The sequence below is a fragment of the Phenylobacterium sp. genome (assembly GCF_965284355.1).
Lineage (GTDB): Bacteria > Pseudomonadota > Alphaproteobacteria > Caulobacterales > Caulobacteraceae > Phenylobacterium.
The window spans coordinates 4,070,930-4,095,483 of the sequence record NZ_OZ260078.1; the positions used below are offsets into that span (position 1 = coordinate 4,070,930).

17 protein-coding genes are annotated in these 24,554 nt (G+C 70.1%); 9 read left to right on the forward strand and 8 right to left on the reverse strand.

What is annotated here, in order from left to right; all coding sequences use genetic code 11:
- Window positions 1-14: 14 nt before the first annotated feature.
- Window positions 15-473: a nuclear transport factor 2 family protein gene (locus ACQ66R_RS20050; RefSeq protein ID WP_430424850.1), complete on the forward strand. Its 459-nt coding sequence runs from the start codon at window positions 15-17 to the stop codon at window positions 471-473.
- Here ACQ66R_RS20050 and ACQ66R_RS20055 read toward each other — a convergent pair.
- Window positions 470-1,675, reverse strand: coding sequence for an acetyl-CoA C-acyltransferase (locus ACQ66R_RS20055; protein ID WP_430424852.1), 1,206 nt, complete (start codon window positions 1,673-1,675; stop codon window positions 470-472). The two genes, ACQ66R_RS20050 and ACQ66R_RS20055, sit on opposite strands and share 4 nt — an antisense overlap.
- 175 nt (window positions 1,676-1,850) lie before the next feature.
- Between ACQ66R_RS20055 and ACQ66R_RS20060 the strand changes: the two genes are divergently transcribed.
- On the forward strand, window positions 1,851-3,191 hold the full coding sequence (locus ACQ66R_RS20060) for a carotenoid oxygenase family protein (protein ID WP_430424854.1): 1,341 nt from the start codon (window positions 1,851-1,853) through the stop codon (window positions 3,189-3,191).
- A gap of 64 nt (window positions 3,192-3,255) precedes the next feature.
- Window positions 3,256-3,459: a hypothetical protein gene (locus tag ACQ66R_RS20065; protein WP_430424856.1), complete on the forward strand. Its 204-nt coding sequence runs from the start codon at window positions 3,256-3,258 to the stop codon at window positions 3,457-3,459.
- A gap of 111 nt (window positions 3,460-3,570) precedes the next feature.
- On the opposite strand, the gene ACQ66R_RS20070 is transcribed toward ACQ66R_RS20065, so the two are convergent.
- On the reverse strand, window positions 3,571-4,749 hold the full coding sequence (locus ACQ66R_RS20070) for a pyridoxal phosphate-dependent aminotransferase (RefSeq protein ID WP_430424858.1): 1,179 nt from the start codon (window positions 4,747-4,749) through the stop codon (window positions 3,571-3,573).
- Window positions 4,750-5,009: 260 nt separating this feature from the next.
- On the opposite strand from ACQ66R_RS20070, the gene ACQ66R_RS20075 reads away from it, so the two are divergent.
- The gene (locus ACQ66R_RS20075; protein WP_430424860.1) at window positions 5,010-6,488 is read left to right on the forward strand and encodes a S10 family peptidase; all 1,479 of its coding nucleotides are present in this window, start codon (window positions 5,010-5,012) and stop codon (window positions 6,486-6,488) included.
- A gap of 158 nt (window positions 6,489-6,646) precedes the next feature.
- Here ACQ66R_RS20075 and ACQ66R_RS20080 read toward each other — a convergent pair whose 3' ends face one another.
- The 4 genes from ACQ66R_RS20080 to ACQ66R_RS20095 all read right to left on the reverse strand — a co-directional run bounded on the left by ACQ66R_RS20080 (window position 6,647) and on the right by ACQ66R_RS20095 (window position 11,663).
- Window positions 6,647-7,231 (reverse strand): hypothetical protein, encoded by a 585-nt coding sequence (locus ACQ66R_RS20080; RefSeq protein WP_430424862.1) that lies wholly within the window; start codon window positions 7,229-7,231, stop codon window positions 6,647-6,649.
- Between the two features lie 928 nt (window positions 7,232-8,159).
- Window positions 8,160-9,626, reverse strand: a complete 1,467-nt coding sequence (locus ACQ66R_RS20085) for a S10 family peptidase (protein ID WP_430424864.1) — start codon at window positions 9,624-9,626, stop codon at window positions 8,160-8,162.
- 203 nt (window positions 9,627-9,829) lie between these two features.
- Window positions 9,830-11,077 (reverse strand): aminotransferase class V-fold PLP-dependent enzyme, encoded by a 1,248-nt coding sequence (locus ACQ66R_RS20090; protein ID WP_430424866.1) that lies wholly within the window; start codon window positions 11,075-11,077, stop codon window positions 9,830-9,832.
- Between the two features lie 103 nt (window positions 11,078-11,180).
- Window positions 11,181-11,663, reverse strand: coding sequence for an Lrp/AsnC family transcriptional regulator (locus ACQ66R_RS20095; protein WP_430424868.1), 483 nt, complete (start codon window positions 11,661-11,663; stop codon window positions 11,181-11,183).
- Between the two features lie 281 nt (window positions 11,664-11,944).
- Here ACQ66R_RS20095 and ACQ66R_RS20100 point away from each other — a divergent pair, with 281 nt between their 5' ends.
- The 3 genes from ACQ66R_RS20100 (at window position 11,945) to ACQ66R_RS20110 (ending at window position 17,656) form a co-directional block, all read left to right on the forward strand.
- Window positions 11,945-14,926: a TonB-dependent receptor domain-containing protein gene (locus ACQ66R_RS20100; RefSeq protein WP_430424870.1), complete on the forward strand. Its 2,982-nt coding sequence runs from the start codon at window positions 11,945-11,947 to the stop codon at window positions 14,924-14,926.
- 94 nt (window positions 14,927-15,020) lie between these two features.
- Window positions 15,021-15,965, forward strand: a complete 945-nt coding sequence (locus ACQ66R_RS20105; RefSeq protein ID WP_430424872.1) for an ornithine cyclodeaminase family protein — start codon at window positions 15,021-15,023, stop codon at window positions 15,963-15,965.
- Window positions 15,962-17,656 carry a hypothetical protein gene (locus ACQ66R_RS20110; RefSeq protein ID WP_430424874.1) on the forward strand — a complete coding sequence of 565 codons (1,695 nt, stop codon included), beginning with the start codon at window positions 15,962-15,964 and terminating at the stop codon, window positions 17,654-17,656. Before ACQ66R_RS20105 ends, ACQ66R_RS20110 begins: the two co-directional genes overlap by 4 nt.
- Window positions 17,657-17,957: 301 nt before the next feature.
- Here the strand turns inward: ACQ66R_RS20110 and ACQ66R_RS20115 are convergent, their stop codons facing one another.
- Both ACQ66R_RS20115 and ACQ66R_RS20120 read right to left on the reverse strand, forming a co-directional pair.
- Window positions 17,958-19,412, reverse strand: a complete 1,455-nt coding sequence (locus tag ACQ66R_RS20115; RefSeq protein ID WP_430424876.1) for a S10 family serine carboxypeptidase-like protein — start codon at window positions 19,410-19,412, stop codon at window positions 17,958-17,960.
- Window positions 19,412-20,884, reverse strand: a complete 1,473-nt coding sequence (locus ACQ66R_RS20120; protein WP_430424878.1) for a S10 family peptidase — start codon at window positions 20,882-20,884, stop codon at window positions 19,412-19,414. The genes ACQ66R_RS20115 and ACQ66R_RS20120 overlap by 1 nt, the downstream gene beginning before the upstream one ends.
- Window positions 20,885-21,101: 217 nt before the next feature.
- On the opposite strand from ACQ66R_RS20120, the gene ACQ66R_RS20125 reads away from it, so the two are divergent.
- Together ACQ66R_RS20125 and ACQ66R_RS20130 are read left to right on the forward strand one after the other, a co-directional pair.
- Complete coding sequence (locus tag ACQ66R_RS20125; protein ID WP_430424880.1) at window positions 21,102-23,138, forward strand: amidohydrolase family protein; 2,037 nt, start codon at window positions 21,102-21,104, stop codon at window positions 23,136-23,138.
- Window positions 23,135-24,436, forward strand: coding sequence for an APC family permease (locus ACQ66R_RS20130; protein ID WP_430424882.1), 1,302 nt, complete (start codon window positions 23,135-23,137; stop codon window positions 24,434-24,436). Before ACQ66R_RS20125 ends, ACQ66R_RS20130 begins: the two co-directional genes overlap by 4 nt.
- The last annotated feature ends 118 nt before the right edge of the window (window positions 24,437-24,554 follow it).

Consider the following 24,554-nt stretch of genomic DNA (forward strand, 5'->3'; position numbering starts at 1 on the left):
CGGGAGGAGACATCATGAAAATTGTTCTGGCGGCCGCCGCGGCCCTTGCGATGGCGCTTGCGCCGATGGCCGCTCAGGCGGCCGATACCGACGCCGGCCGCGTCGCGGTGGTCAAGGAGATGATCGCCGCCTGGAAGGCCGCCGACTGGCGCAAGGTGGGCGATCTGTTCGCCGAGGACGGCGTGCTGCACTCCATGATGATCGAGCCCGTGAAGGGCCGCGAGGCGATCTACCAGCGCATTGCGGCGCTGGGCAAAGGCGCGCCGGGCGGGGTGGTGCTGGACGTGTCGCACATGGGCGTCATCGACGGCCTGGTGTTCATCGAGCGGGTCGACCGGTTCACCTACAACGGCAAGCCGGGCTCGGTGCCGGTGGTCGGCGTGCTGGAGGTCAAGGACGGCAAGGTGAAGACGTGGCGTGAGTACTACGACCGGGCCCAGCTGCTGAAGGCGCTGGGGACGACAGAACACTAGGCCCGTTCCAGCACCACGGCGGCCCCGACGCCGACGCCGCCGGTGGCCACCACCAGGCCGGTCGCGGCGTCGAGCTGGGCCATGTCATCCAGCAGGGTGGTGGCGAGGATGGCGCCGGTGGCCCCCATCGGGTGACCCATGGCGAGGTGGCCGCCGTTGGGGTTCACGCGGTCCATGTCGGGCCCGTAGCGGCGCTCGAACAGCACGGGCGCCACGGCGAACGCTTCCATGAACTCCACGGCGCCGACGTCGCCCAGCGCCAGGCCGGCGCGATCCAGAGCCAGCTCCATGGCCGAGAGGCCGGCGGTGAGCTGCATCACCCTGTCGCCGGCGGTCTCGCCGATCGAACGGATGCGGGCTGTCGGCGTCAGGCCCAGCGCGCGGCCGGCCTCCAGCGTGCCCAGCAGCAGCAGCGCGGCGCCATCCGAGATCGGCGGGCAGTGCGCCACCGTGTGCGGGTGCTGGACGGCGTCCAGCTCGGGCCGGTGGGCCAGCAGGATGTCGTCGTAGCCCTGGGCGCCCGTGGCCGCGAAGATGGGGCCCAGCTTGGCGAGGACCGCGCCTTCGCCGAAGTCGCGGATGTTCTCGTCGCGGGCGAGGACGACCTCGCCGTCGGCGTTCGTCACCGGGATCACCCGGTCGGCGTAGCGGCCCTCGGCCCAGGCGGCGGCCGCGCGGCGGTGCGAGCGAAGGACCGCGGCGTCCATCTCGGCCCGGGTAATGCCTTCGGTCGTAGCCAAGAGGTCCGCGGCCAGCCCGACCGGCGCCCAGCCCATGGCCGCGGCCATCTCCATGTCGCTGTAGTAGTCGGCCTGGTCGGCCAGGAACGGCGCCTGGGACATGCTTTCCACGCCGCCCGCCAGGGCGATCTCGATCTGACCGCTCTCGATCCGGCGGGCAGCATCGGCGATGGCGCTGAGGCCCGAGACGCAGAAGTTGTTGATCGTCAGGCAGGCGACCTCGTCCGGCAGTCCGGCCTGGATGCGGGACGACAGGGCGATGTGCCCGCCCTGGACGCCCGCCTGGGTCACGCAGCCCAGCGTGAAGTGGCGGGCGGCGCGGACCGCGTCGGTCCCGTTGCGCTGCTGCAGGGCGTCCACGAGCTGGGCGACCAATCGGGCGGGCTTGACGCCGGCCAAGGCGCCATCCGGCCGTCCCTTTCCGCGCGGCGTCCGCACGGCGTCGAAGATGTAGACCGACATGCCGCTCCTCCCACCGAGTCAGTCTTGTAAGCGAAGTTATCCTCCGGCGGGAAGCGTGATCCCGGCCGACCCGGGCCGGTCAGCAGCCTTGACGGCATTTTGGCCCCTGCCTAGCGTCGATCGGCGCTCCAGAGGCCGGGCTGCAGATCCGATCCAGCGGCGCGGGGAGTACGACATGAACGACGTGTCCAAAGCGCCGGCCTGGCACCTGCAGGGCAACTGGGCGCCCGTGCTCGACGAGATCGACGCCGGTCCGCTCAAGGTGAAGGGCGCAATCCCCAAGGATCTCGAAGGCGACTACATCCGCGCGGGCATGAACCCACGGTCGGGGACCAGCGAGCACTGGTTCGCCGGAAACGGCATGCTGCACGCCGTCCGCCTCGGCGACGGCCAGGCGCGCTATCGCAACCGCTACGTCCGCACGCCCTACTACGAGCAGGATATGGGGCAGATGGCGGCCCGGTTTGACCTGACCGCCTCGCCGGCGAACACCAACATCGTGGGCCATGCCGGCCGGATGCTCGCGCTGGAAGAGGCCCATCTGCCGTGGGCGGTGGATCGCGACCTCACCACCCTGGGTGCCCACGACTTCGGCGGACGCCTGCAGGGCGCGATGACGGCGCATCCCCGGGTATGCCCGGCGACGGGCGAACTGCTGTTCTTCGGCTACCAGTTGGCTCAGGCGCCCTACCTGACCTACTACCGCGCCGATGCAGCGGGGGTGCTGGTCGAAAGCCAGCCGATCGACCTCCCGAACCCGGTGATGATGCACGACTGGAACATCACCCGGAACCACGTGGTGTTCATGGACCTGCCGGTGGTGTTCAGCCTGCAGGACGCGATGCGGGGCCTGCCGCCGCTGCGGTTCAATCCCGAAGCCGGTGCGCGGCTGGGCGTGATGAAGCGCAACGGGGCCGGAGGCGTGGTGCGCTGGTTCGAGATCAATCCCTGCTACGTCTTCCACCCGGTGAACGCCTACGAGGACGGCGACCGGATCGTGATCCATGTGTGCCGCCAGGAACAGGCGATGGCCGGCGGGTTCGGCAACCTCTACGACGGCGACGCCACCACGGGCCGGCTGTGGAAATGGACGATCGATCAGGCCGCCGGAACCGTGACCGAGGAACAGCTGGACGACGTGGCCTGCGACTTCCCGCGTGTGAACGACGGCCTGGTCGGCCTGCGGGCGCGGTGGGGCTACATGGCGACGCTGAACTCGAAGGCGCCGACGCTGACCCTGGGCCAGCACCTGCTCAAGTACGACCTGGAGACCGGCGCGCGCAGCACCTACGACGGCGGCGCCAGCCGGCGGTTTGGCGAACCGATCTTCCTGCCTAGGCCGGCGGCTCGCGGCGAAGACGACGGCTGGGTCCTCGCGCTGAGTCACGATGAGGCCGATCAGGTCTCGCGCCTGTCCATCCTGGACGCCCAGGCCTTCGACGCCGGGCCGGTCGCCGAGGTCCAGCTGCCCCGACGCGTGCCCTACGGCGCCCACGGGAACTGGTTCCCGGCCTGAGGCCGCAGCGTCAACGTCGGACTGTCACAAGACTGTCGCGCAACGGCGTCACGGTGAAGTTGTGATGTCCATGCGAGACCGGCGGGCTCCGCCCGATCTGCTCCAACAGGCGCGCGCGCTGCGCGCCGCGATCCGGCGCCAGACGTCGCCCGGGATCGTCGACCTCATGCGCGCCGAGATCGAGCGGCTGGAAGGCCTGGCGGAAGCCTACGAGTCCGCCTCCGAAACGCCGGCGCACGCTGACCGCGGCCGCGCCTTGCGAGGCTAGAGCGCATCCCGCCGAGGATGAGGCGCCGCAGGCGATGAGGATGCGCTCCAGCAGGAAGACGACGAGCCCGTTTCTCCCGGTTGGCTTGGTTCAAGCCAACCGGGACGGGCTCTAGCGCGGGCGCAGCGCGGCCAGGGCGGCGCGGAGCCTCAGCATGCCCTTGTCTATGGCGACCGGGTCGGCGCCGAAGCCGATGCGGATGTGGCCGGGGGCGTCGAAGAACTCGCCGGGCGCCACCAGGACGTCGAAGTCCTCCAGCAGGCGGCGGGCCAGCGCGCGGGTGTCGTCCACGCCGATTACCCGCGGGAAGACCATGCAGCCGTAGCGCGGCAGGCCGCCCGCCAGCAGGCAATCGTCGAACAGGGCGGCGAGATGGCGCGCCACGACCGGACGGGTGGCGGCCAGCACCGATTGCCAGTGCGCCTCGAAGGGGGCGGGGCTCTCCAGCACGTGAGCGGCCACGGCGTGGCTGAGCTTGGAGACGCCCATGTCGCCGTCCGGGGCGGCCAGGCGCAGGCGGGCGATCAGGGCCGGGTCGGCCGCCAGCCATCCGAACTTCAGGGCGAAGAGGCCGAACACCTTGGTCAGGCTGGAGACGCTGATGATGTTGGGTCCCAGCCGGGCGGCCGGCGGGGCGGCCTCTGCGGCCGCGAAGTCGGCGTAGATCTCGTCCACGATCAGCACGGCGCCGACCTCGTCCGCGATCCGCGCGGCCGCCGCGACCTCGACCGGGTCCATCCAGGCGCCCGAGGGATTGTGCAGATTGGTGATGATCACGGCGCGGGTGCGGTCCGTGAGCTGGGTTCGCAGGTGGTCGAAGTCGAGGCTGTAGTTCGGGCCGCTACGGACCACGGCGCCGACGGTCGCGCCGGCCTCGGTCGCCAGCCGCGTCAGCAGGTCGAAGCCGGGCCGTTCGACCAGGACATGGTCGCCTGGGGAGACCAGCGCCTTGAGCGCCAGGGCCATGGCGCCCGTGCAGCCGGTGGTGGCGATGATCTGTTCGGGGTCGAGGCCATAGCGTTCGGCCACGGCGTCGATGGCGAAGCGGTTGCCGTCGGCGAAGACGCTGACATAGCGCGAGGTCAGATCCTGCGAGAACGCCTCGCGGACCTTGTCGACCAGGAGCTGGGTGGGCTCGGCGATCGTGCTCTCGAACAGCAGGCTGACATCGGGCCGCGCCCGCTTGACGCGCATCGCGCCGCGCACCCAGTCGGCGTAGGACGGGGCGTTGAACAGGGTGTCGCCCTCCGTCCGCCCGTCGGCGGCGCCTGTCGAACGGACTGACGTCAACGAAACACCCCTGCTCGCCGCCCAGACTTCGGCGGCTGCTGCTAGCTTAGGCGCCGTTGGTGGAGTTTCTTTGCGATTTCCCCCCGGAGTGGCCGCCGTCGCGCGCGGCCTATTCGCAGGCGAGAGCCGCTGCGCATAACTCATGCATGGCCTCTGGAGCCGACCGGGCGGACGCCGAGGGTCGCCGCGGGCGGGGCGCGCACAACGAAAAGAAAATCCGCTGAGGGCTCGGTAGGCTGCGCAGAGGTTCGGGGATGCGCATGGCGAACGAGTGGATCCGCGGCGGCGCCGCATTGGGCGTCCTTCTGATGATGGGGACGGCCGCGATGGCCCAGACCGCACCGGCGCCGCGGGTGGCGGTGACGAAGCACGAGGGCGCGTTCAACGGCCAGACGGTGCGCTATACGGCCACCGTCGCCGAGACCGTGCTGAACGACGCGACGGGCCGGCCGGCGGCGATGGCGACGACGATCGCCTACGTCCGCGACGGGGTGAAGGACCGCGCGCAGCGGCCGGTGATGTTCCTGTTCAACGGCGGGCCGGGCGCCTCGTCCTCGCCGCTGCACATGAGCGCGCTGGGGCCCTACAAGCGCACGCCCGCGCCCCCCGGAGACCGCAGCGGCGGCGGCTGGGTTCCGAACCCGGCGAGCCCGCTGGACGCCGTGGACCTGGTGTTCATCGATCCCGTCGGCACCGGCTTCAGCCGGCCGCTGCCGGGCGTGGACGGCAAGCCGTTCTACTCGAACGCGGGTGACGCCCAGGCGGTGAAGACCGTGATCCAGGCGTGGCTGAAGGCCAACGGGCGCGAGGCCTCGCCGCGGTTCCTGGCGGGCGAGAGCTATGGGACGACGCGGGCGGCCACGATCGTCGGGATCTCGAAGGACCTGCCGTTCGACGGCGTGCTGCTGATCGCGCTGGCGGGCGAGGTGCCAGGGCGCGAGATGCCCTACGTCGTGGCGCTGCCGACGATGGCGGCGGGGGCCTGGCATCACGGGAAGATCGACCGGGCGGGGCGGACGGTGGACCAGGTGTTCGCCGAGGCCGTGGAGTTCGCGCGCACCGAGTACGTCACCGCGCTGATCCAGGGCGGCAGCCTGCCGGCGGCGGAGAAGCGGCGGATCGCGGAGAGGATGTCGGCGCTGGTCGGCCTGCCCGCCGCGCTGATCGAAGAGAAGAACCTGCGGCTGTCGAAGAACGACTGGATGTTCAACATCCTGAAGGACCGGACGCTGCGCACGGGCCTGCTGGACGTGACGGTCACGGCGCCGCTGGAGCCCGGGCAGGACGGGGCGATCGACGACCCGGCGCTGGGGGTCGTGCCGAAGCGGGCGGCCGGCGCCCCGGCCGGTCCACCGCCCAGCCCGGCGGCAATCGGCCCGGCGCCGTCGCCGGCGGTGGGGCGCTACCTGACCGAGGTCCTGAAGTATCCGGCGAGCGAGCCGTACTATGGCGTGAACTTCTCGGTGAACGCGGCCTGGACACACGAGCGGCGAAGCAATCCGTACGAGGCGCTGGGGGCGGCGATGCAGGCCGACCCAAAGCTGCGGCTGTTCTGGGCGGCGGGCTATTACGACCTGACGACCCCGGCCTACGCAGGGCGCTATGTGCTGGACCAGGCGGGCGTGCCGGCGGGGCAGCTGACGGCGGCCTACTTCGCGGGGCCGCACGGCGTGTACGACGGCGAGGCGAACCTCGCGCGCTTCAACGCGGCGGTGCGGGCGTTCGTGACGAAGCGCTGAGGGGTTGGTTGGCGCGGTCGCGCCAGAAAGATGGAACCACGAACCACACGAACCACACGTGCGGGCCCGGTGCGGCGGGACGCCCGGACGTTCGTGTGGTTCGTGTCGTTCGTGGTCAACTGAACGGCGCCTGCGGCGCACGGGAGCCGGAAGACCGGCTACCACGGGCCAGGCGGTCGGTGGCGTGGCAGGCCTGGGAGCCCTGACGGCCTTGGTCGGGGCGGCGCGGTCAGGGTGAGGGCGGCGGTTCCGCCGGAGAGGCGTTCGCGGAGAGGGCTCGCGGGTCTGGCGGCGGGCGCGGGCTGGGCGCCGACGCGGTCGAGGAGTTCGCGCAGGGCGGGGAGTTCGGCGGCCTGCGGCTGGAGGGTCTCGGCGTCGCGGGCGACGCGTCGCAGGGTGCTCAGGAGCAGCGGGAAGCTGGCGCGCTCGGTCTCGCGGTCGCGGTCATCGTAGCGTTCGGGACGCTCGGGCTGTTCGGCCGCCTCCGCTTCGAGGCGTTCGGTCTCGGGCCGCTCGGTCTCAGAGCGTTCGGCTTCGGCGCGCGGCGCCGTGCGGGCCTCGCGGGCGAGGCGCATCTTGAGCGCGATGGACAGGCGGACGGCGGCGAAGCTGCGGTGGAAGGCGTCGAGGAGCGTGAGCTTGCGGTCGATGTCGTCCTCGGCCAGCGCCGCCTGGCCCAGGTTCATGCCGAGGCGAAACGCGACCTCGCGCATCTGATCCAGCTGGGCGGCTTCGCCATGCATGGAACAAACATAGAACGTACGGGTCGCGGCGTCAAGCGGAACCGATCGGTGTGGATAGCCGCGATCGACCCGTTGGAGAATTCGAGTGTGCTATGCTGAGGCCCATTTTCGAGGGGGAATGATTATGCGCTTCAAGTCGTGGGGGCTCGCCATGTTGGCGGGGTTGGGCATCCGCGAAGCGGCATTCGCTGCGCCCTATGTACTTGTGCACGCAGACGCAGATAACGCGCTTGTACTAGACCGTGGTGCATTGAAGCCGAGTGAAGCTAGCCAAACAACATGGTCGCATCTCATATTCGTCAACGCGCTTGCCGACGGTACTGTATCCATCTCGATCCGGAGAGAATATGACTGCGCGGCCCAAAAAGAACCGCGTGATAATAAGTCAGTCGTATGATGCCAAGGGCGGTGCGATCTTCACCAACGATCGCCCGAGCGACTGGAAGTCCGTGCAACCCAAAACGCCCGGAGCAATAGAACTTCGAGAGGTGTGCTCTCCAACGCCTCTAGGACGGTTGATCGACGACGCTCCAAGCGTTGATGCGTTGATTGCGGGGATTCGCCAAAAGATGAGCACCGCCGACTATCGATCCATCTTCCGGTGAACAGGTCTCGCCGCGCGGGCTCAACTCATAGGGTGTCGTGAATCTGACGGCCCCTTTCTCGGGATGCTGAGGACCGGGGTGCGCAGATGCACGCGGCCCACGGCCTTGCGGACACCCTGCCTTTCCCACGCAGTGGGAGAGGGGGACCATCGGCCGGAGAGCCGATGGGGGAGAGGGCAGGCCTCAGGCTCGGCGGATCGATCGGGCGCACCAAACGCAGTGGATGAGGCTCGCCCTCTCCACCACCCGCTCTTCGCCTGCGGCTCGGCGGGCGGTCCCCCTCTCCCACTTCGTGGGAAAGGAAGGGGGCGCAGGCCTTTGGCCTACTTCGTCGCGTCGCGGATCAGGGTGCGGACGTCGTCGGCGAAGGGGCCGGCGGTGTCGCCGAGGTAGAGCATGTGGCCCGAGGCGTAGCGGCGGAGCGTGACGCGGTCCTTGGGCAGGCCGGCCTGTTCGATGGCGTACTCGGCCGGGGCCGAGTGGGTGGAGAAGTCGTAGTAGCCGGAGGCGACGAGGACGCGGAGCTTTTCGGTGCGGCGCATGGCGACGGCGAGGTCGGTGGCGAAGGACTGGCCGGGGGGCACGCCGCCGCGCTCCCAGTTCCAGGATGGCAGGAGGTCGCGCCAGACGATGGCGCCGTAGGGGCGGTCCATCGTGACCTTCAGGTCGTCGGCCACCGTCTGGTGGAAGGCGGCCACGAAGCCGGGGACGTAGCGGCCCATGGCCGGGTCGTCGCCGACGGGGTCGTTCCCGGTGTTGGCCAGGGGCAGGGTGTAGCGGCTGTCGTACGTGCCCACCTGCAGCCCCTGGTCGGCGAGCAGGCGGCGGCCGAACTCGGCGTCGGTCATGGCGAGCGCCTTGTCATAGGCGCCGGCCGGGAGGCCGGTGTAGGCGGCGAGGCGGGCGGTGATCGCGGCGCGTTCGGGGGCGGAGAGCTGGCCCGCCTTGTCCATCTTCAGCGCCTGGGCGTAGTCGCCCTTGGCGAAGGCCGTGACCTCCTGGTGGAAGGCCTCGAGGCTGCGGCCTCTCCGGTCGATCTTCTGGTGATACCAGGCGGTGTCGGCCATGGCGGGGAGCATCAGCGCCTGGCGCATCTCGGCCGCGCCCGCCTCGCCCGAGGCGTTGCGGGCGTTCAGCGTCGTGCCCAGCAGGACGACGCCGTTCAGCGTGATGCCGCGCATGTAGCCGATGTAGAGCGGGCCGCCCATCAGCGCGCGGGGCAGGACGGCGGCGCGGACCGAGCCGTAGCTCTCGCCCATGACGAATTTGGGCGCGTTCCAGCGCTTGTGCTCGGTGAGCCAGAGCTCGATGAACTGGGCCACGCTGTCGGCGTCCTCGTCGACGCCCCAGAAGTCGGCCGTGGAGCCCTTGCCGATCACCCGCGACCAGCCCGTGCCGACGGGATCGATGAAGACGAGGTCGGCCACGTCGATCAGGCTGTGCGGATTGTCGGCGACGTCGAAGGGCGGGGTGTTGGAGGGGTTCACCTCGCGGTCCAGCACCACGCGGCGCGGGCCGACGACGCCCATGTGCAGCCACAGCGACGACGAGCCGGGGCCGCCGTTGAAGACGAAGAGGACGGGCCGCTTCGTGTCCGGCGGGCCGTCCCTGAGGTAGCTGAACGAGAAGATCGAGCCGATCGGCTCGGCGGCGCGGTTGTAGAGGTACGTCTCGCCGGCGATCGACGTGTAGGCGATCCGCTGACCCTTCACGGTGATGGTGCGCTTGGCGGTGAAGCGTTTCGGGGCGGGCAGGGCCTCGACCGGGCCGGGCGCCGTGGGCCGCGACATCGGGATCGAGAACGGGCCTGCGTTGGCGGGCGGCGGCGGCGGGGTCTGGGCGAAGGCCGAGGTGGCGATCAGCGTGGCGGCGACTAGGGCGAAGACTAGGGAGCCCCTCCCCCTTGCGGGGAGGGGTTGGGGTGGGGGTGTCGGCGCCGAGTTCAGGAGTTTGCACCCCCACCCCCGGCCCCTCCCCGCAAGGGGGAGGGGAGTCATGCCGGCGGGGCTTTCGGCAGGACGGCCAGCAGCTTGTCGACGTCGTTCATGTCGTTGAACACCGAGAGCGAGACGCGGAAGCGGTTGGCGCTGACGGTCATGCGGATGTCGTTCTTGGCCAGGAGGTCGCCCAGCTTGGCGCGGGCGTCCTTGAGCGCGAAGGCGACCAGGGGCGTGCGGCTGTCGAGCGGCGTCATCGGCTGGTAGCCGCGGCGGCGCAGTTCCGTCTGGATCGCCGTGGCCATCGGCTGGCGGTAGGCCTGGATGTTGGCGACGCCCAGCTGGCGGATCCAGGCCAGGCTGTGCTCGAGCTGGACGACGCCGGTCCACGAGGTGGTGCCCATGGCGAACTTGCCGGCGGCGCCCTCGGCGTAGCCATAGTCGGCGGCGCCATCGCCGGGCGGATCGAACGGCAAGACGTGGGTGGTGAAGCGGCCGCCCACCTGGTGGTAGCCCCACCAGGGCCGGGCGATCCTGTCCTGGATTTCCCGGCGCACGTAGAGGAACGCCAGGCCGAAGTCGCCCATCAGCCACTTGTAGGAAGAGCTCGCGGCGAAATCGACGCCGGCGGCGCGAAGGTCGAGCGGGGTGGAGCCCGCGCCGTGGATGATGTCGGCATAGACGTAGGCGCCGTGGGTGTGGGCCAGGTCGCAGACGGCCTTCAGGTCGTGCTCGAAGCCGTTGGTGGTGGAGACGTGGCTGATCGAGACCAGCTTCGTCCTGTCGGTCACGGCGGCGGCCATGGCGGCCATGTCGATGCGGCCCTCGGGCGTCATCGGCAGGGTGACGACGTCGACGCCGGCCTTGGCCAGCTCGCCGTAGGTGTAGAACGAGCCGAAGAAATGCAGGGCGTCGCTGACGATGCGGCCGCCCGTCTGGGGGTAGCCCAGGGCCGCAAGGACCAGGTTCTCGCCCATGGTGGTGGACTGGATCAGCACCAGCTCGTCGGGCGCGGCGCCGACCAGCGCGCCGAAGCCGGCGATCACCGCCTTTTCCTTGGCGTCCATGCTGTAGCCGGGCCAGAGGCCGTCGCGGGTCTTGTAGTGGAGGTACTCTTCCAGGGCGGCCTTGGCGCCCAGCGGCATCGGGTGGGTCGAGCCCGCGTCGAGGTAGACGAAGGGCATCTTCGCGAAGGCAGAGCGGGCGGGCAGGGCGGCCGACGACCCCGCAGGCGTGGTCGCAGCCTGGGCGAGGCCGGGGGAGGCCGCCGCGGCCGCCACGAGCGCTCTGCGGGTGAAGTTCATCGGACGTCCTGCCTCAAGACGGAATGCTAGCGCCGGCCCTACGAATTATCCTTTCGAACTTGGCCGGGGTCCGCCAGGGCCTTGGATGAATTATCCAAGTGGCTCAACGGAACTGCCGCGCGGTGAGGGGCACGGCCATGGTGCTCTTCTGCGCCGAGAGGGTGACGATCGAGCGGACGTCGACCACGCCGGGCAGCTTGAGCAGCACCGAGAAGATGAAGTCCTGATACCAGGTCACGTCGGGCGCCAGGATCTTCATCATGGCGTCCATCTCGCCGAAGACCGTCCAGCACTCCAGGATCTCGGGGATGCTGTTGATCGCCTTGTAGAAATTGGCGCGCTCGGCCTCGGTGAGGGTGGTCATCTTCACCTGGGCGAAGATCTGCATCTTGAAGCCCAGCTTCTCGTGGTCGACGACGGCCACGACCGACTTGATGTAGCCCTCCTCGCGCAGGCGCTGGATCCGCCGCCAGCAGGGCGACTGCGACAGCCCCACGCGCTCGGCGAGTTCGCCGGTCGAGAGCGAGGCGTCCTTCTGCATCAGCTCCAGGATCTTGATGTCGATCGCGTCCAGCGCGGTGGGCATAACTTCGTCTTTGCGGCGGGCCATGCGCGCATAGCGGATGCGCGGCGCGGCCGAGTCAAGACGAGCTGAGGCGCGAAGGGAGCCTGACTATCACCTGCATTGCTCATTCGCAGCGGGTGCGGCGGCTGCATTATCAATCTGTGTCGGCCCGGCGACGGTTCGAAGAACGAAAAGAAAAACCGGGCCCCGAAAACTACCGTTCTCACATTGCAGGACCCTGGCCGAAGACATGCGGGAAGCGCAGCTTCGACACCCAGGGGCCACCGACTTGGGGGATCACGATGAGCGGCTATTCCATTCGCAGGCGCATGCTGGGCTCGACGGTGCTGGCCGGGCTGGCGCTGATGGGGGCCATGCCGGCCTTCGCCCAGGCGGCCGAAGACGGCGCCCGGGAAGTGGGCGAGGTGGTGGTCACCGGCTCGCGCATCCGTCGCGTCGAGACGACGACCGAGGCCCCCGTCTCGGTGATCGACGCCGCCGCGGTGCAGGAGCGCGGCTTTGTCCAGATCGGCCAGGCGCTCAACGAACTCACGTCCAACATGCCCCAGTTTGCGGTGGCCGCCGGCAGCGGCTCGGCCGCGGGCAACGGGCAGCAGTTTCCCAACCTGTTCGGGCTTGGCGCAGGCCGCACGCTGACCCTGGTCAACGGCCGCCGCTTCGTCACCTCGTCGTCGGGCCTGGGCGACCGGGTGGTCGACACCAACATCATCCCCACCGGCCTGATCCAGCGGGTCGACATCGCCCAGGCGGGCGGCGCGGCCGTGTATGGCTCGGACGCCATCTCCGGGGTCGTGAACTATGTCTTGAAGGACGACTTCGAGGGGCTGGAGTTCGACGCCCAGTACGGGATTTCGTCGCGGGACGACTATCCGCAGTCGAGCCTGCGGGCGACGGGCGGCCGCAACTTCCTGGACGATCGCGCCAACATCGCGGTGAACCTGGAGTGGTCCAAGACCCGGCCGCTGTTCGACTATGACCGGCCGCGTTCGAACCTGGGCCGCGTGACCATCTCGAACCCGGCCAACCGCACGGCCACCGACGGCATTCCCTCGGTCACGGAAAACCTGAACAGCCGGTTCGTCAGCTTCAACGCCAACGGGGTGCTGTTCAATCCGGGCCCGCCCTTCGCCAGCTCGATCTACCGTGCGCCGGGCACGACGACGCCGCTCCAGTTCAACGCCACGGGCGATGCGCTGATCCCCTACAGCATCGGCAACCTGCTGAACCCGACGGTGCCGCCCTTCACCAGCGGCGGCGACGGCAATCCCTATCAGGAGCTGGCCGCGCTCTACACGGGCATCGAGCGGTGGACCGCCGCCGCCGTGGGCCACTACGACATCACCGACCGGATCAAGCTCTCGGCCGAGCTTCTGTACGCCCGCGTCGAAGGGCGCGACCCGTACGGCCAGCAGGCCAGCAACACGGTGCTGAACAGCGCCGCCAGCGGCTCGGGGGCTATAGCGGTCTCGCGGACCAATCCCTTCCTGTCGCCGGCGGTGCGTGCGGTCCTGGGCCCGGCCGGGGCGCCGCTCTCGCTCTCGAAGTGGTGGACCGACCTGCTGCCCACGCGTGAGAGCGTCCTGCAGACCGACAGCGTCCGCGCGCTGGTCGCGCTCGAGGGCGACTTCGACCTGGGCGAGCGCAACTTCTACTGGAGCCTGTCGTACAGCCGCGCCGAGACCGACGGGGAGAGCCGCGCCTACGGCGTGTGGACCCAGCGGTTCAACAACGCGATCAACGCGGTGCTCAACGCCCAGGGTCAGATCGTCTGCGGCATCAACGCCGACGCCAGCGCGGCCAACGACGACCCGAACTGCGCGCCGATCAACCCGTTCGGCAACGGCAACGTCAGCCAGGCGGCGCGGCTCTATGCGACCACCCCGATCGGCCAGGACTACCTGAACACCCAGGACGACTTCCTGGCGACCCTGGGCGGCGACCTGTTCAATCTGCCGGCCGGCGCCGTGAAGTTCAGCGCCGCCTACGAGCACCGCGAGGAAAAGGCGAAGTTCGTGCCGCTGACCGCCAACCAGCGCGGCCTGGTGGGCTCGCAGGTGCCGACGGTGGCCACGGGCGGCCAGTACAATACCGACGAGTTCTCGGGCGAGCTTCTGGTCCCGCTGCTGGGCGGGGAGTTCTCGTTCCCCCTGGCCCGGTCGCTCGACCTGAACGGCTCGTACCGCTACGTCGACAACTCGATCGCCGGCAAGGAAGACGTCTGGGGCCTGGGCGGGCGCTGGGAGGTGGTGGAAGGCTTCACCGTCCGCGTTTCGCGCAGCCGCAACTTCCGCGCCCCCACACTGGATCAGCTGTTCGCGCCCCAGCGCACGGCCCTGGGCTCCATCGCTCAGGACCCCTGCGACGCCGACCGGATCGCCGGCGGCCCGGCTCCGGCCACCCGCCTGGCCAATTGCCAGGCGCTGTTCCGCGCCAATCCCAGCTACGGCAACCTGGCGACCTTCCAGGACCTGTCGGAGAACTTCTCCGGCGCGCTGATCACGACCGGCGGCAACCCCGATCTGCGCAATGAGATCTCGAAGACCTGGACGTACGGCTTCGTCTTCCAGCCCACCTTCGCGCCGGGCCTGACGATCGTGGCCGACCGGATTGAGGTGGACCTGCAGGACGGCCTGTCGGCCTTCACGCCGCAGAGCTTCCTGGCGACCTGCTTCGACGCCTCGCCGCAGCCGGCGGACATCTGCGCCACCTTCACGCGGGACGCGGCCGGCAACGTGGTCACGGCCCGTTCGACCACGTTCAACGCCGGTCGGATCACCTTCCGCGGCGAAGTGTACAACATCAACTACGCCTTCCCGGTCGGTCGGTTCTTCGACGACGCCGACCTGGGCGACCTGGAGCTGAACCTCGAAGCCACGCGCATCGAGAAGCTGCAGATCTCGGTCACGGGCGTCGACCGCACCCGCGTGGACAACACCTCCTCCACGCCGGACTTCGGACCGTCACCCGACCTGTCGGCCAAGTTCGATCTGCGCTACCGCAAGGGGCCGGTGAGGCTCAACTACACGCTGAACTACCTCTCGCCCGTGAAGCAGACCTACACCGCGACGATCGAGAGCACGCCCACGCCGCACATCAAGGAGAACATCCGCCACTCGGTCTCGGGCTCGTACGAGTTCCTGGATGGCTACACGCTGCGCGCCGGGGTGACCAACCTCACCGACGAGGAGCCGTCGTTCCCCACCCGCACCTATGGCGACATCCTGGGCCGGCGCTACTTCGTGGGCCTGAACGCCAAGTTCTAGACAACGCGATCCGGAGCGTATCGGATCGCCCGGCCGCGGCGGCCTTCCCACAGGGCCGCCGCGGCTCCCCATTCTCGTGGAGTTGCGCGCGGCGATGCGGATCATTGATCGCGAAGAGGTGGCCCGGCGGCTGACCTACGAGCTGTGCATCCCGCTGGTGCGCGAGGCGATGATCGCCTTCTCGAAGGGCGAGACGCGGCAGCACCTGCGCTCGATCCTGCCGCTGGGGCCGAACGGCGTATTCGGGATCATGCCGGGCGCGCTGTCCGAGGGCGGGATGTTCGGCGCCAAGCTGATCGGCGTCTATCCCGGCAACTTCGCCAAGGGCCTGCAGTCGCACCAGGGCGTGGTCGTGCTGTTCGAGGGCGAGACGGGCGCGCCGGTGTGCATTGCCCATGCGGGCGAGATCACGGCCATCCGGACCGCGGCGGCAAGCGCCGTGGCCACCGATGCGCTGGCCCGGCCCGAGGCCCGCCGGATGGCGATCCTGGGCTATGGCGAACAGGCCGGGACGCATGCGCGCGCCATCTCCAAGGTGCGCGAGCTGTCGAAGATCACCGTCTGGGGGCGCGACGGCGGCAAGGCGGCGGCGTTCACGGAGAACCTGGGCGCCGAGCTGGGGATTCCGGTCGTGGCCGCGCCCGGCGTGCGCGAGGCCGTTGCCGACGCCGACATCATCACCGCCGTGACCAACGCCCGCGAGCCGATCCTGATGGGCGCGTGGGTCGCGCCGGGGACGCACGTGAACCTGGTGGGCTCCAGCGGGCCCGGGCCGGTCGAGGTGGATCACGACCTGGTGGTCCGCTCGCGGTTCATCGCCGACAGCCGCGAGGGGGTGCTGGCGCAGGGCGCGGAGTTCCTGAACGCCAAGGCGGCCGGGCTGATCGGCGACGACCATGTGGTGGGCGAGATCGGCCAGGTGCTGGCCGGCGACCTCGAAGGCCGGCAGTCGCCCGAGCAGATCACCGTCTACAAGTCGCTGGGCCACGTGGTGCAGGATCTGGCGGCGGCCAAGGCGCTGTACGAGGCCCCGATTTGAAGAAGCTGGTGTTCTCGCTGGCGGCCGCGATGGCCGCCACGGCGGTGGCGGCACAGACCCCGCCGGAGTTCGGCGTGGTGCTGCGGCCGGGCGGGATCGATGCGGCGGCGGGGCGGGGCTTCGTCGATGTGACCCTGACCGTGCCGCAGGTGGACGTGGCGGCCGGCGCGCCGCTGCTGACCCTGCCGGTGGTGATCGCCAACACCGATACGGTCGCCAACACGCTGACCGGGCTGAAGGTCACCGACGCGCTGGGCGCCGTGCCGGTCACGGCGAAGGACGACCCGGTTGCCATCGCCTATTCGCGCCACTGGCTGGCGGGCCGGGCCGTGAAGGGCGACGTCACGGTGACCTACCGGGCGCCCGTGGACAACACGCCGCCGAAGCGCGGGTCGGGCCCGCCCTACAGCCTGCGCACCGAAGGCGGCGGCGTCTCGGGGGTGGGCAACACCTTCATCCTGCTGCCCGAGGGCGGGAAGCCGCACCGCGTGGCGCTGTCGTGGGACCTGTCTGGGCTTGGCGCCGGCGCCACAGCGATGTCCAGCCTGGGCGACGGCGACGTGAAGCTGGCGGCGGGGCCGGTGGAGCGGCTGCATCGGACGCTGTTCATGGCCGGGCCGATGCGCCGCGTGCCGGCGCAGGTGAAGCCCACCGGGTTCTCGGCGGCCTGGCTGGGCGATCCGCCGTTCGATCCGCGGCCGCTGATGGGCTGGGCGGCGAACCTGCACGGCTGGATGAGCGGCTTCTTCCAGGACCCGGAGGCGCCGCCCTATCGGGTGATCCTGCGCTACAACCCGATCAACGCCGGCGGCGGCGCGGCGCTCACCAACTCGTTCCTGCTGACCTGGGGCGAGACGGCGAAGGACCCCGAGGGCCTGAAGGGCACCCTGGCGCACGAGATGATCCACACCTGGACCGCGTCGGGCCTGGGCGGCCAGTGGTACGGCGAGGGGATCGCGGTGCACTATCAGGCGCTGCTGCCGATGCGCGCGGGGATGCTGACGCCCGCGCAGTACCTGGACGACATCAACGACACGGCGCGGCGCTACTACACCAACGCCCTGAACGACACGCCCGACAGCGAGATCGCGGCGCGGTTCTGGGAGGACACCCGGATCCGGACGCTGCCGTACGACCGGGGGGCGATGTACTTCGCGGTGCTGGACGGGAAGATCCGGCGCGCCAGCGGCGGCAGACGGTCGCTGGACGACCTGATCCGCGAGATGGTGCGGCGTCGGCGGGCCGGGGAGAGCGTGCCCGAGAGCGGCTGGGTGGACCTGCTGGCGAAGGACCTGGGCGAGGACGGGCGGCGCGTGCACGCCGACATGCTGGCCGGCAGGCTGATGCTGCCTGAGAGCGGCGACTTCGGGCCCTGTTTCGCGCGGACGACGGGCAAGTTCCGGCGGTTCGACCTGGGCTTCGAGCCGAAGTCGCTGGTGGGCGACGTGAAGACGATCCGCGGGCTGGTCGCGGGATCGGAGGCGGCGAAGGCTGGCCTGCGGGATGGCGACGTGGTGACCTATTCCGTGGCCATGGACAGCGTGCAGGGCGACCCGACGCGGACGCTGACCCTGCGGGTGACGCGGGGCGGGGAGACGTTTCCGATCACCTATCTGCCGAGGGGTGAGACGGTGGACGCCTGGCAGTGGGAACGCGTGGCCGGCGTGCCGGATGGGAGATGCGCAGGTTGAGCGCGTTCCTTCTCCCCTTGCGGGAGAAGGTGGGCGCCGAAGGCGGCCGGATGAGGGGTCGCGCTGAGCCGGCGGACGTGCGCGCCGCAGGCGCATTCCTTCTTTTGTCCACGAACCACACGAACCACACGAACGGAGCCGTTGCTCGCGGGGTCTTGGGAGCTCGAAGTGAGTTCGTGAGGTTCGTGTGGTTCGTGGACAATCTGATCGGCGCTGGCGCGCCTCCGCGGCTGACCTGCTCGCGCGACCCCTCATCCGACCTGCTGCGCAGGCCACCTTCTCCCGCAAGGGGAGAAGGGCGCTAGGGAGCGAGGGAAGCGCTCACCAGCGCCCGGATGTCCTGGCTGAACTGCAGGCGGGTGGGTTGGTCGCGGTACATCATGTGGCCGCCCGGGTAGCAGCGGAAGGTCATGGCGGCCTTGAGCGGGGTAGGCAGGCGGCGGGCGGTTTCGTCGTCGCCGGCGCAGTTGGCCAGGGAGTCGTAGAGGCCCGAGGCGACCAGCACGCGGAGTTTCGGGTTCAACGCCAGGGCCTCGGCCGTGCCCGGCAGGGGCGGGCCCAGCTTGGGCGGGCCGGCGCCGGTGCGGACGGCTTCGGCGTAGGCGGCCTCCCGCTCGGCCGGCGTGATCGGAGCGGTGGCGTAGTCCCAGCGGGCGCCGACGCCGAGCGGCGGCTTGCCGTCGGGGCCGTTGGGCTCGGCCTCGAGGCCCACGTAGGGCAGGTCGGTGCGGTAGCCGAGGTCGCCGCGGAGCCAGGTCAGGATCGCCGCCGCCGCCCGCGCCTGCGGCTCGTCGCGGAGGCGCATGTCGAAGACGTGGAGCGGCTTGTCGCCGCCGAGTTCGGTGCGGAACTGGCGCGGCGTGATGGTGAGCGTCTTGCGGTCGATCTTCGCGGCCGGGACGCCGGTGAGGCGCGACAGGCCGGCGGCGATCTGCTCGCGCTCGTCGGGGGTCAGGTGTTCGAGGCGGGCGAGGGCGGGGCCGTAGGTCTCGCGGGCCCAGGATTCGGCGGTGCGCCGGACGGCGTCGGGCGTCGTTCCGACCTCGGGCGAGAGCCTGCCGTGGTGGAGCGCTGTGGCCGCATAGCCGGCGATCCTGAGGTGGCCGACCGGGCCGTCGTCGCCCAGGCGCGAGAGACCCGTGCCGCCCGAGATCAGCCCCAGCCCGTCCACGCGCACGCCGCGCTTCAGCAGCGCCTCGCCCACGTTGGCGGCGCGGCCGGCGCCCCAGCTCTCGCCGATCAGGTACAGCGGCTGGGCCTCGGCGGCGTGCAGGATGCGCCACGACCGGACGAACTCGGTCACCGAGGCGACGTCGCCCAGGGTGCCGTAGAAGCCTTGCGCATATTCCGGGCGGGTCGGGCGGCTGAAGCCCGTGCCGATCGGATCGACGAAGACCAGGTCGGCGTGGGTCAGCCAGGTCTCGGCGTTGTCGACCAGCCGGCCGCCTTCGCCGCGCTTGGGCCCCGCCACCTCGAAATGCAGGGTCGCCGAGTTGGCGCCGGGGCCGCCGTTCCAGACGAAGGCCAGCGGGCGCGGGTTCGCCGAGGGAACGCGGTAGGCGATGTAGAACATCCAGCCGCGCGGCTGGCCGGTCTCGGGATCGCGGATGGCGATGCGGCCGGTCTCGGCGGTGTAGGCGAGCGGCTTGCCGGCGATGGCGATGCTGTGGCGCGTGACGACCGGGGTCTCGGTCGGCGGCTGGGCGAGCGCGGGCGTGGCGACGGCGAGCAGGGCGGCGGCGAGCAGGGCCCTCATCAGAGCTTCCGGGGCGCGAACTTGCCGCCGGTGATCCACGACCGGATGTCGCCGGTGAACGCCTTCAGCGAGGGTTCGTGGGTGTAGGCCATGTGGCCGCCGACGTACTCGCGCTGGATGACGCGGTCGCGCGGCCAGTCGCTCTTGGTGACCATGTAGCGGGCGGGGCCGACGGTGGTGGTCAGGTCGTAGATGCCGGTGCCGATCATCAGGCGGAACTTGGGATCGGCCGCGAAGGCCGGGTTGATCCGGGCCTGGTAGTCGTAGTCGAGGAACGGGCCGCCCGGACCCAGCGTGCCGTTCCAGGCCCAGCCGCCGGTGTTGGGCGCGCTGCTGCGGTAGTCCGACGCCGGCCAGGTGACGCCGAGCGTCTGGTAGTGGGCCAGCATCGCCGGCTGGATCGCCGCGATCACCGGGCCGAACGGATCGGAGGGCCGCTGGCCGGCCGGGGCGGGGCCCACATAGCGGGCGTCGTACATGCCCAGCACCTGGTCCTTCTGCAGCTCGCGCAGGAAGGCGATCTTGGTGATCTGCAGGTCGTTGGCCAGGTAGTAGTCGGCGCTGACGCCGGTCATGGCCTGCAGCTTCGCCGCGATGGCGCGACGCCTGGGGGCCGGAAGGTCGTGGCCCTGCAGCAGCGCCTGGAGATACTCGCCCATGCCCCAGGCGTAGGCCTCGTCGACCACCGCGCTCATCGGCTTGCCGGTCCAGGCGGGGGCGCGGCCATGGTAGGCGGCGACCGCGGCCAGAGAGGTGAGGTTGGTGGCGTAGGCCAGGACGTTCTTCGCCCGCTGGCTGGTCTCGATCATGTTGACCGCCTGGCCGAACAGGAAGACGCCCGACAGGGGCATCACCTTGGCGAGCTGGCCCGCCATCAGGGCGGCGCGCAGGGTGCCGTAGCTTTCGCCCAGCACGAACTTCGGCGAGGCCTCGCGGCCGTTGGCCTTGATCCAGGCGACCACGAAGTCCGACACCGACTGGGCGTCGCCTTCGACCGAATAGAAGTACGGCGTCTTGCCGCCCGGCAGCACGCGGGAGAAGCCGGTCTCGGCCGGGTCGATGAAGACGAGGTCGGCGACGTCGAGGACGGTGTCGAGGTTGTCGACGAGGCCGCCGGCCGCGGCGACCTTCGGGTCCTGGGAGACGGTGAGCCGTTTCGGGCCCAGGGCGACCATGTGCAGGGTGGCCGACGAACTGGACGGGCCGCCGTTGAAGGCGAACAGCACCGGCCGGGCCGCGGGATCGCCGCCGCGCTTCACATAGGATGTGCTGACGAACCGGACGGTGGGCTGGCCGTCGGCCCCGACGATCACCGTCTCGCCGACGGTGGCGGTGTAGTCGACCTTCTGGCCGCCAAAGAGGCCGGTGTGGTTCGAGACGAACGGGCCACCCTCGGCCGCGCGGGCCGCGCCGGCCGCCGCCAGAGCGAGACCGCCCACGCCCAGCAGCGCCCGCTTGGTGATCTCGGCCATATCTTCCCCCCGGTCAGGTCACGCCGTCAGGCTAGCGCGGGGCGGGCGGATATTCTTTTCGTTCTGGCGCCGGGGCTCAATCGGCATGGCATAGGCTATGCCGGCCGGCCATCGCGGCCTGCATTGTTCTTGTCGCGGCCCAAGGCCGCCGACCCCAGTTCGAATAGAAAATCCCGGCCTCCGAGGTACGATGATCCTGTCGTGAGGGGTTGTCTCGATGTCGCTTAGAACCGCCGCCGCCGCGGGCGCTCTCCTGGCGCTGGTCTTGTCTGGATCGGCGCTGGCCGAGGTGCACCGATATGTGGTGATCGCCAACGGCGAGAAGGTGGGCCACCTCACGGCCGACGTGCAGGGCCGGACGACGTCGGTGGACTACGCGGTGGTCAACAACGGCCGCGGCCCCAAGGCGCGTGAGCGGATCGAGGCCGACGCGAACGGCCTGCCGGTGACCTGGACCATCGAGGGCGAGAGCCTGTTCGGCAGCCCGGTGGCCGAGCGGTTCACCTGGAAGGCGGGCCAGGCCGAATGGGTGAGCCAGGCCGACAAGGGCCAGGTCGCGGCGCCCAAGCCGCTGCTCTACATCGGCAACGACGTCAGCCCGTGGATGCTGGGCGTCTATGTGAAGGCGCTCCTGAGGGCGCCCGATCGGACCCTGCCGGTGCTGCCGGGCGGGCGGCTGAAACTGACCGAAGTGCGGAAGGTGACCCTGGGCCAGGGCAAGGCGGCGGTCCCGGTCACGGTCTACGAACTGGCCGGCATCGACCTCAATCCCGACTACGTGCTGGTGGACGGCAAGGGCGAGCTGTTCGCTGCGGGCGGGCTGATCCGCGAAGGCTACGAGGCCGAGGTTCCGAAGCTGGACGTGATCCGGCGCGAGATCGCCCAGGTCCGCGCCGAGGAGGCTCAGAAGAAGCTGGCGCACCGGTTCGCGGGGCCGGTGCGGATCCGCAACGTGCGGGTCTTCGATCCCGTCTCGATGACGCTCAGCGGCGAGCTGAAGACCGTAGGCGTGTTCGGCGACCGCATCACCGGAGTCTGGGCGAACGATGCGGCCGGGCCGGCGCCGGTGGGCGAGACGGTGATCGACGGGCAGGGCGGGACCTTGCTGCCCGGCCTGCACGACATGCACTCGCACACCAGCCTGTCGTCCAACCTGTTCAACCTGGCGGCGGGCGTGACGGCGACGCGGGACCAGGGCAACGACAACGAAGAGCTGCTGGCGATGCTGGAGGGCCTGCGGGTCGGCCGGCTGGCGGGGCCGCGGATCGTGCGCAACGGGTTCCTGGAAGGCCGCAGCCCCTACTCGGCGCGAAACGGCTTCGTCGCCGACACCCTGGAGGACGCGCTAAGGGACGTGCGCTGGTACGCCGCCCACGGCTATTGGCAGGTCAAGATCTACAACAGCTTCAATCCCGACTGGGTGGCGCCGGTGGCCGCCGAGGCCAAACGGCTGGGGATGGGGGTGACCGGCCACGTGCCGGCCTTCAGCTCGCCCGACCGGGTGATCCGTGACGGCTATGACGACATCGCCCACATCAACCAGCTGATGCTGGGCTGGATCCTGGACCCCAAGGAAGACACCCGCACGCCGCTGCGCCTGACCGGCATGGCGCGGGGCAAGGACCTGGACCTCAAGTCCGAGCGCGTGCAGGCGACGGTGCGGCTGATGAAGGAGAAGCGGATCGCGCTGGACACCACGGCGATGATCCTGGAGCGCCTCATGCTGTCGCGTTCGGGCCAGGTGCAGGCGGGCGACGCGCCGTACCTCGACCATGTGCCGATCGGCTACCAGCGCTACCGCAAGCGCAGCTTCGTGACGATCCGGACCCCGCAGGACGACGCCGACTACCAGGGCGGATTCCGCAAGGTGCTCGAGGTGCTGAAGATGCTGGACGACAACGGCGTCCAGCTGCTGCCCGGCACCGACGACGGCACGGGGTTCTCGAACCTGCGCGAGATGGAGGTGTACGTCGCCGCCGGAATCTCGCCCGGCCGGGCGCTCTATCTCTCGACGCTGGGAGCCGAGCGGTACTTCAAGCGCGACCACGAGCTGGGGACGATCGAGCGGGGCAAGCTGGCCGACTTCATCCTGGTGGACGGCGACCCCGTGGCCAACATCTCGGCGTTGCGGAAGACGCGGATGACCATGGTGGGCGGGGTCGCCTACTACCCGGCCGAGATCTACGAGCACCTGGCGATCAAGCCGTTTGCGCCCCCGCCGCCGGTTATCCCGCCCCGCCCGGAGGCCCCATGACCGACCAGCTCCGCCCCGGCGTCCGCCTTATCGACCTGGTCATGCTGGGCGCCGGCACGGCCATCGGCGCCTCGATCTTCTCGGTGCTGGGGCCGGCGGCCCAGGTGGGGCACGAGGGCATCCTGCTGGCCTGCGTGATCGCCGCCATGCCCATGGTGCTGTTCGGGCTGGTGTACGCCTACATGGCCTCGGCCGTGCCGCGGACGGCGGCGTCGTTCGAGTGGCAGCGGCAGTTCACCCACCCGCTGATCGCGTTCGGGATCGTCTGGCTGCGGATCCTGTCCAACGCGGTGGTGATGATCGTGCTCGGCACGGTGCTGGTGAACTACCTGGGCAAGGTGATCACCATCCCGGGCAAACCGGTGATGTTCGGGATGTTCCTGGCGGTGTTCGCGCTGAACTACCTGGGCGTGGCGGTGGCGGCCCGGGCGCAGACGGTGCTGATGCTGATGCTGCTGGCGGTGTTCGCGGTGTTCGTGATCGCCGGCGCGCCGGCGTGGAAGCCGCAGCTGGTCGTGCAGTCGGCCAGCGTCGGGTGGCTGCCGATCGTGGCCGCGCTGCCGCTGATGATCCAGCTGTTCCTGGGCATCGAGACCACGACCGAGGTGGGCGAGGAGGTGGCCGATCCCAAGCGGGTGGTGCCGCTTGGTCTGGGGCTGGCGCTGCTGCTGACGGTGGTGGTCTACCTGGCCATCGCGTTCACGGCGCTGAGCCTGGTGGGCGCCGATGCGCTGGCGGCCAGCGACGCGCCGCTGCTGACGGCGGCCGAGGCGGCGCTGGGCGGCTGGGCGATGCCGGTGATCGTGACGGCGGCGGTGCTGGCGCTGTCGAAGTCGATGAACGCGGTGTTCCTGGTGTTCGCGCGGTTCCTCTACGCCATGGGCCGCGCCGGCGTGCTGCCCGAGCCGCTGGGTCGTATCCACCCGAGGTTCGGCACGCCGCATGTGGCGACCCTGGCGGCGTTCGGGGCCTGCTGCCTGGGCCTGTTCCTGCCGTCGAGCCTTCTGTTCCTGCTCCTGGCGGTGAACATCCCGACGATGATGAAGTACCTGGGCTCGTGCCTGGCCGCCTTCAACGTGGCGCGGCGCCATCCCGAGGTGCACGCCGAGGCGCGGCTGAAGTTCAGCAAGGGCATGGTGATGGGGCTGTCCGTGGCGGGCATGATCGCGGCCGTCGCCATCGCGTCGCTGGGGCTGACGTCGGACTGGCGGCCCTATGTGCTGCTGCTGGGGTGGCTGGCGCTGGGGCTGATCTACTACGCGGCGCGGCGGCGGCGGATCGTTGCGCCCGAGGCGTAGAGCGGCTAGAGCGCGGACGAACTTCAGGACGTGGACGCCGTGGCCCTTCGCCTCGACATGACCGAAATCTTCGCCGGCGCTTATCCGTTTGTCGGATCTGGGCCGGTCGCGGTCGGCC

Bases quoted from the DNA above. Each gene is read 5' to 3' on its own strand.
- ACQ66R_RS20055 (WP_430424852.1), bottom strand. From the start codon at position 1,675: ATGTCGGTCTACATCTTCGACGCCGTGCGGACGCCGCGCGGAAAGGGA.
- ACQ66R_RS20115 (WP_430424876.1), bottom strand. From the start codon at position 19,412: ATGAGGGCCCTGCTCGCCGCCGCCCTGCTCGCCGTCGCCACGCCCGCG.
- ACQ66R_RS20060 (WP_430424854.1), top strand. From the start codon at position 1,851: ATGAACGACGTGTCCAAAGCGCCGGCCTGGCACCTGCAGGGCAACTGG.
- ACQ66R_RS20050 (WP_430424850.1), top strand. From the start codon at position 15: ATGAAAATTGTTCTGGCGGCCGCCGCGGCCCTTGCGATGGCGCTTGCG.
- ACQ66R_RS20085 (WP_430424864.1), bottom strand. From the start codon at position 9,626: ATGTCGCGGCCCACGGCGCCCGGCCCGGTCGAGGCCCTGCCCGCCCCG.
- ACQ66R_RS20090 (WP_430424866.1), bottom strand. From the start codon at position 11,077: ATGAACTTCACCCGCAGAGCGCTCGTGGCGGCCGCGGCGGCCTCCCCC.
- ACQ66R_RS20125 (WP_430424880.1), top strand. From the start codon at position 21,102: ATGTCGCTTAGAACCGCCGCCGCCGCGGGCGCTCTCCTGGCGCTGGTC.
- ACQ66R_RS20065 (WP_430424856.1), top strand. From the start codon at position 3,256: ATGTCCATGCGAGACCGGCGGGCTCCGCCCGATCTGCTCCAACAGGCG.
- ACQ66R_RS20105 (WP_430424872.1), top strand. From the start codon at position 15,021: ATGCGGATCATTGATCGCGAAGAGGTGGCCCGGCGGCTGACCTACGAG.
- ACQ66R_RS20130 (WP_430424882.1), top strand. From the start codon at position 23,135: ATGACCGACCAGCTCCGCCCCGGCGTCCGCCTTATCGACCTGGTCATG.
- ACQ66R_RS20080 (WP_430424862.1), bottom strand. From the start codon at position 7,231: ATGCATGGCGAAGCCGCCCAGCTGGATCAGATGCGCGAGGTCGCGTTT.
- ACQ66R_RS20095 (WP_430424868.1), bottom strand. From the start codon at position 11,663: ATGCCCACCGCGCTGGACGCGATCGACATCAAGATCCTGGAGCTGATG.
- ACQ66R_RS20120 (WP_430424878.1), bottom strand. From the start codon at position 20,884: ATGGCCGAGATCACCAAGCGGGCGCTGCTGGGCGTGGGCGGTCTCGCT.
- ACQ66R_RS20075 (WP_430424860.1), top strand. From the start codon at position 5,010: ATGGCGAACGAGTGGATCCGCGGCGGCGCCGCATTGGGCGTCCTTCTG.
- ACQ66R_RS20100 (WP_430424870.1), top strand. From the start codon at position 11,945: ATGAGCGGCTATTCCATTCGCAGGCGCATGCTGGGCTCGACGGTGCTG.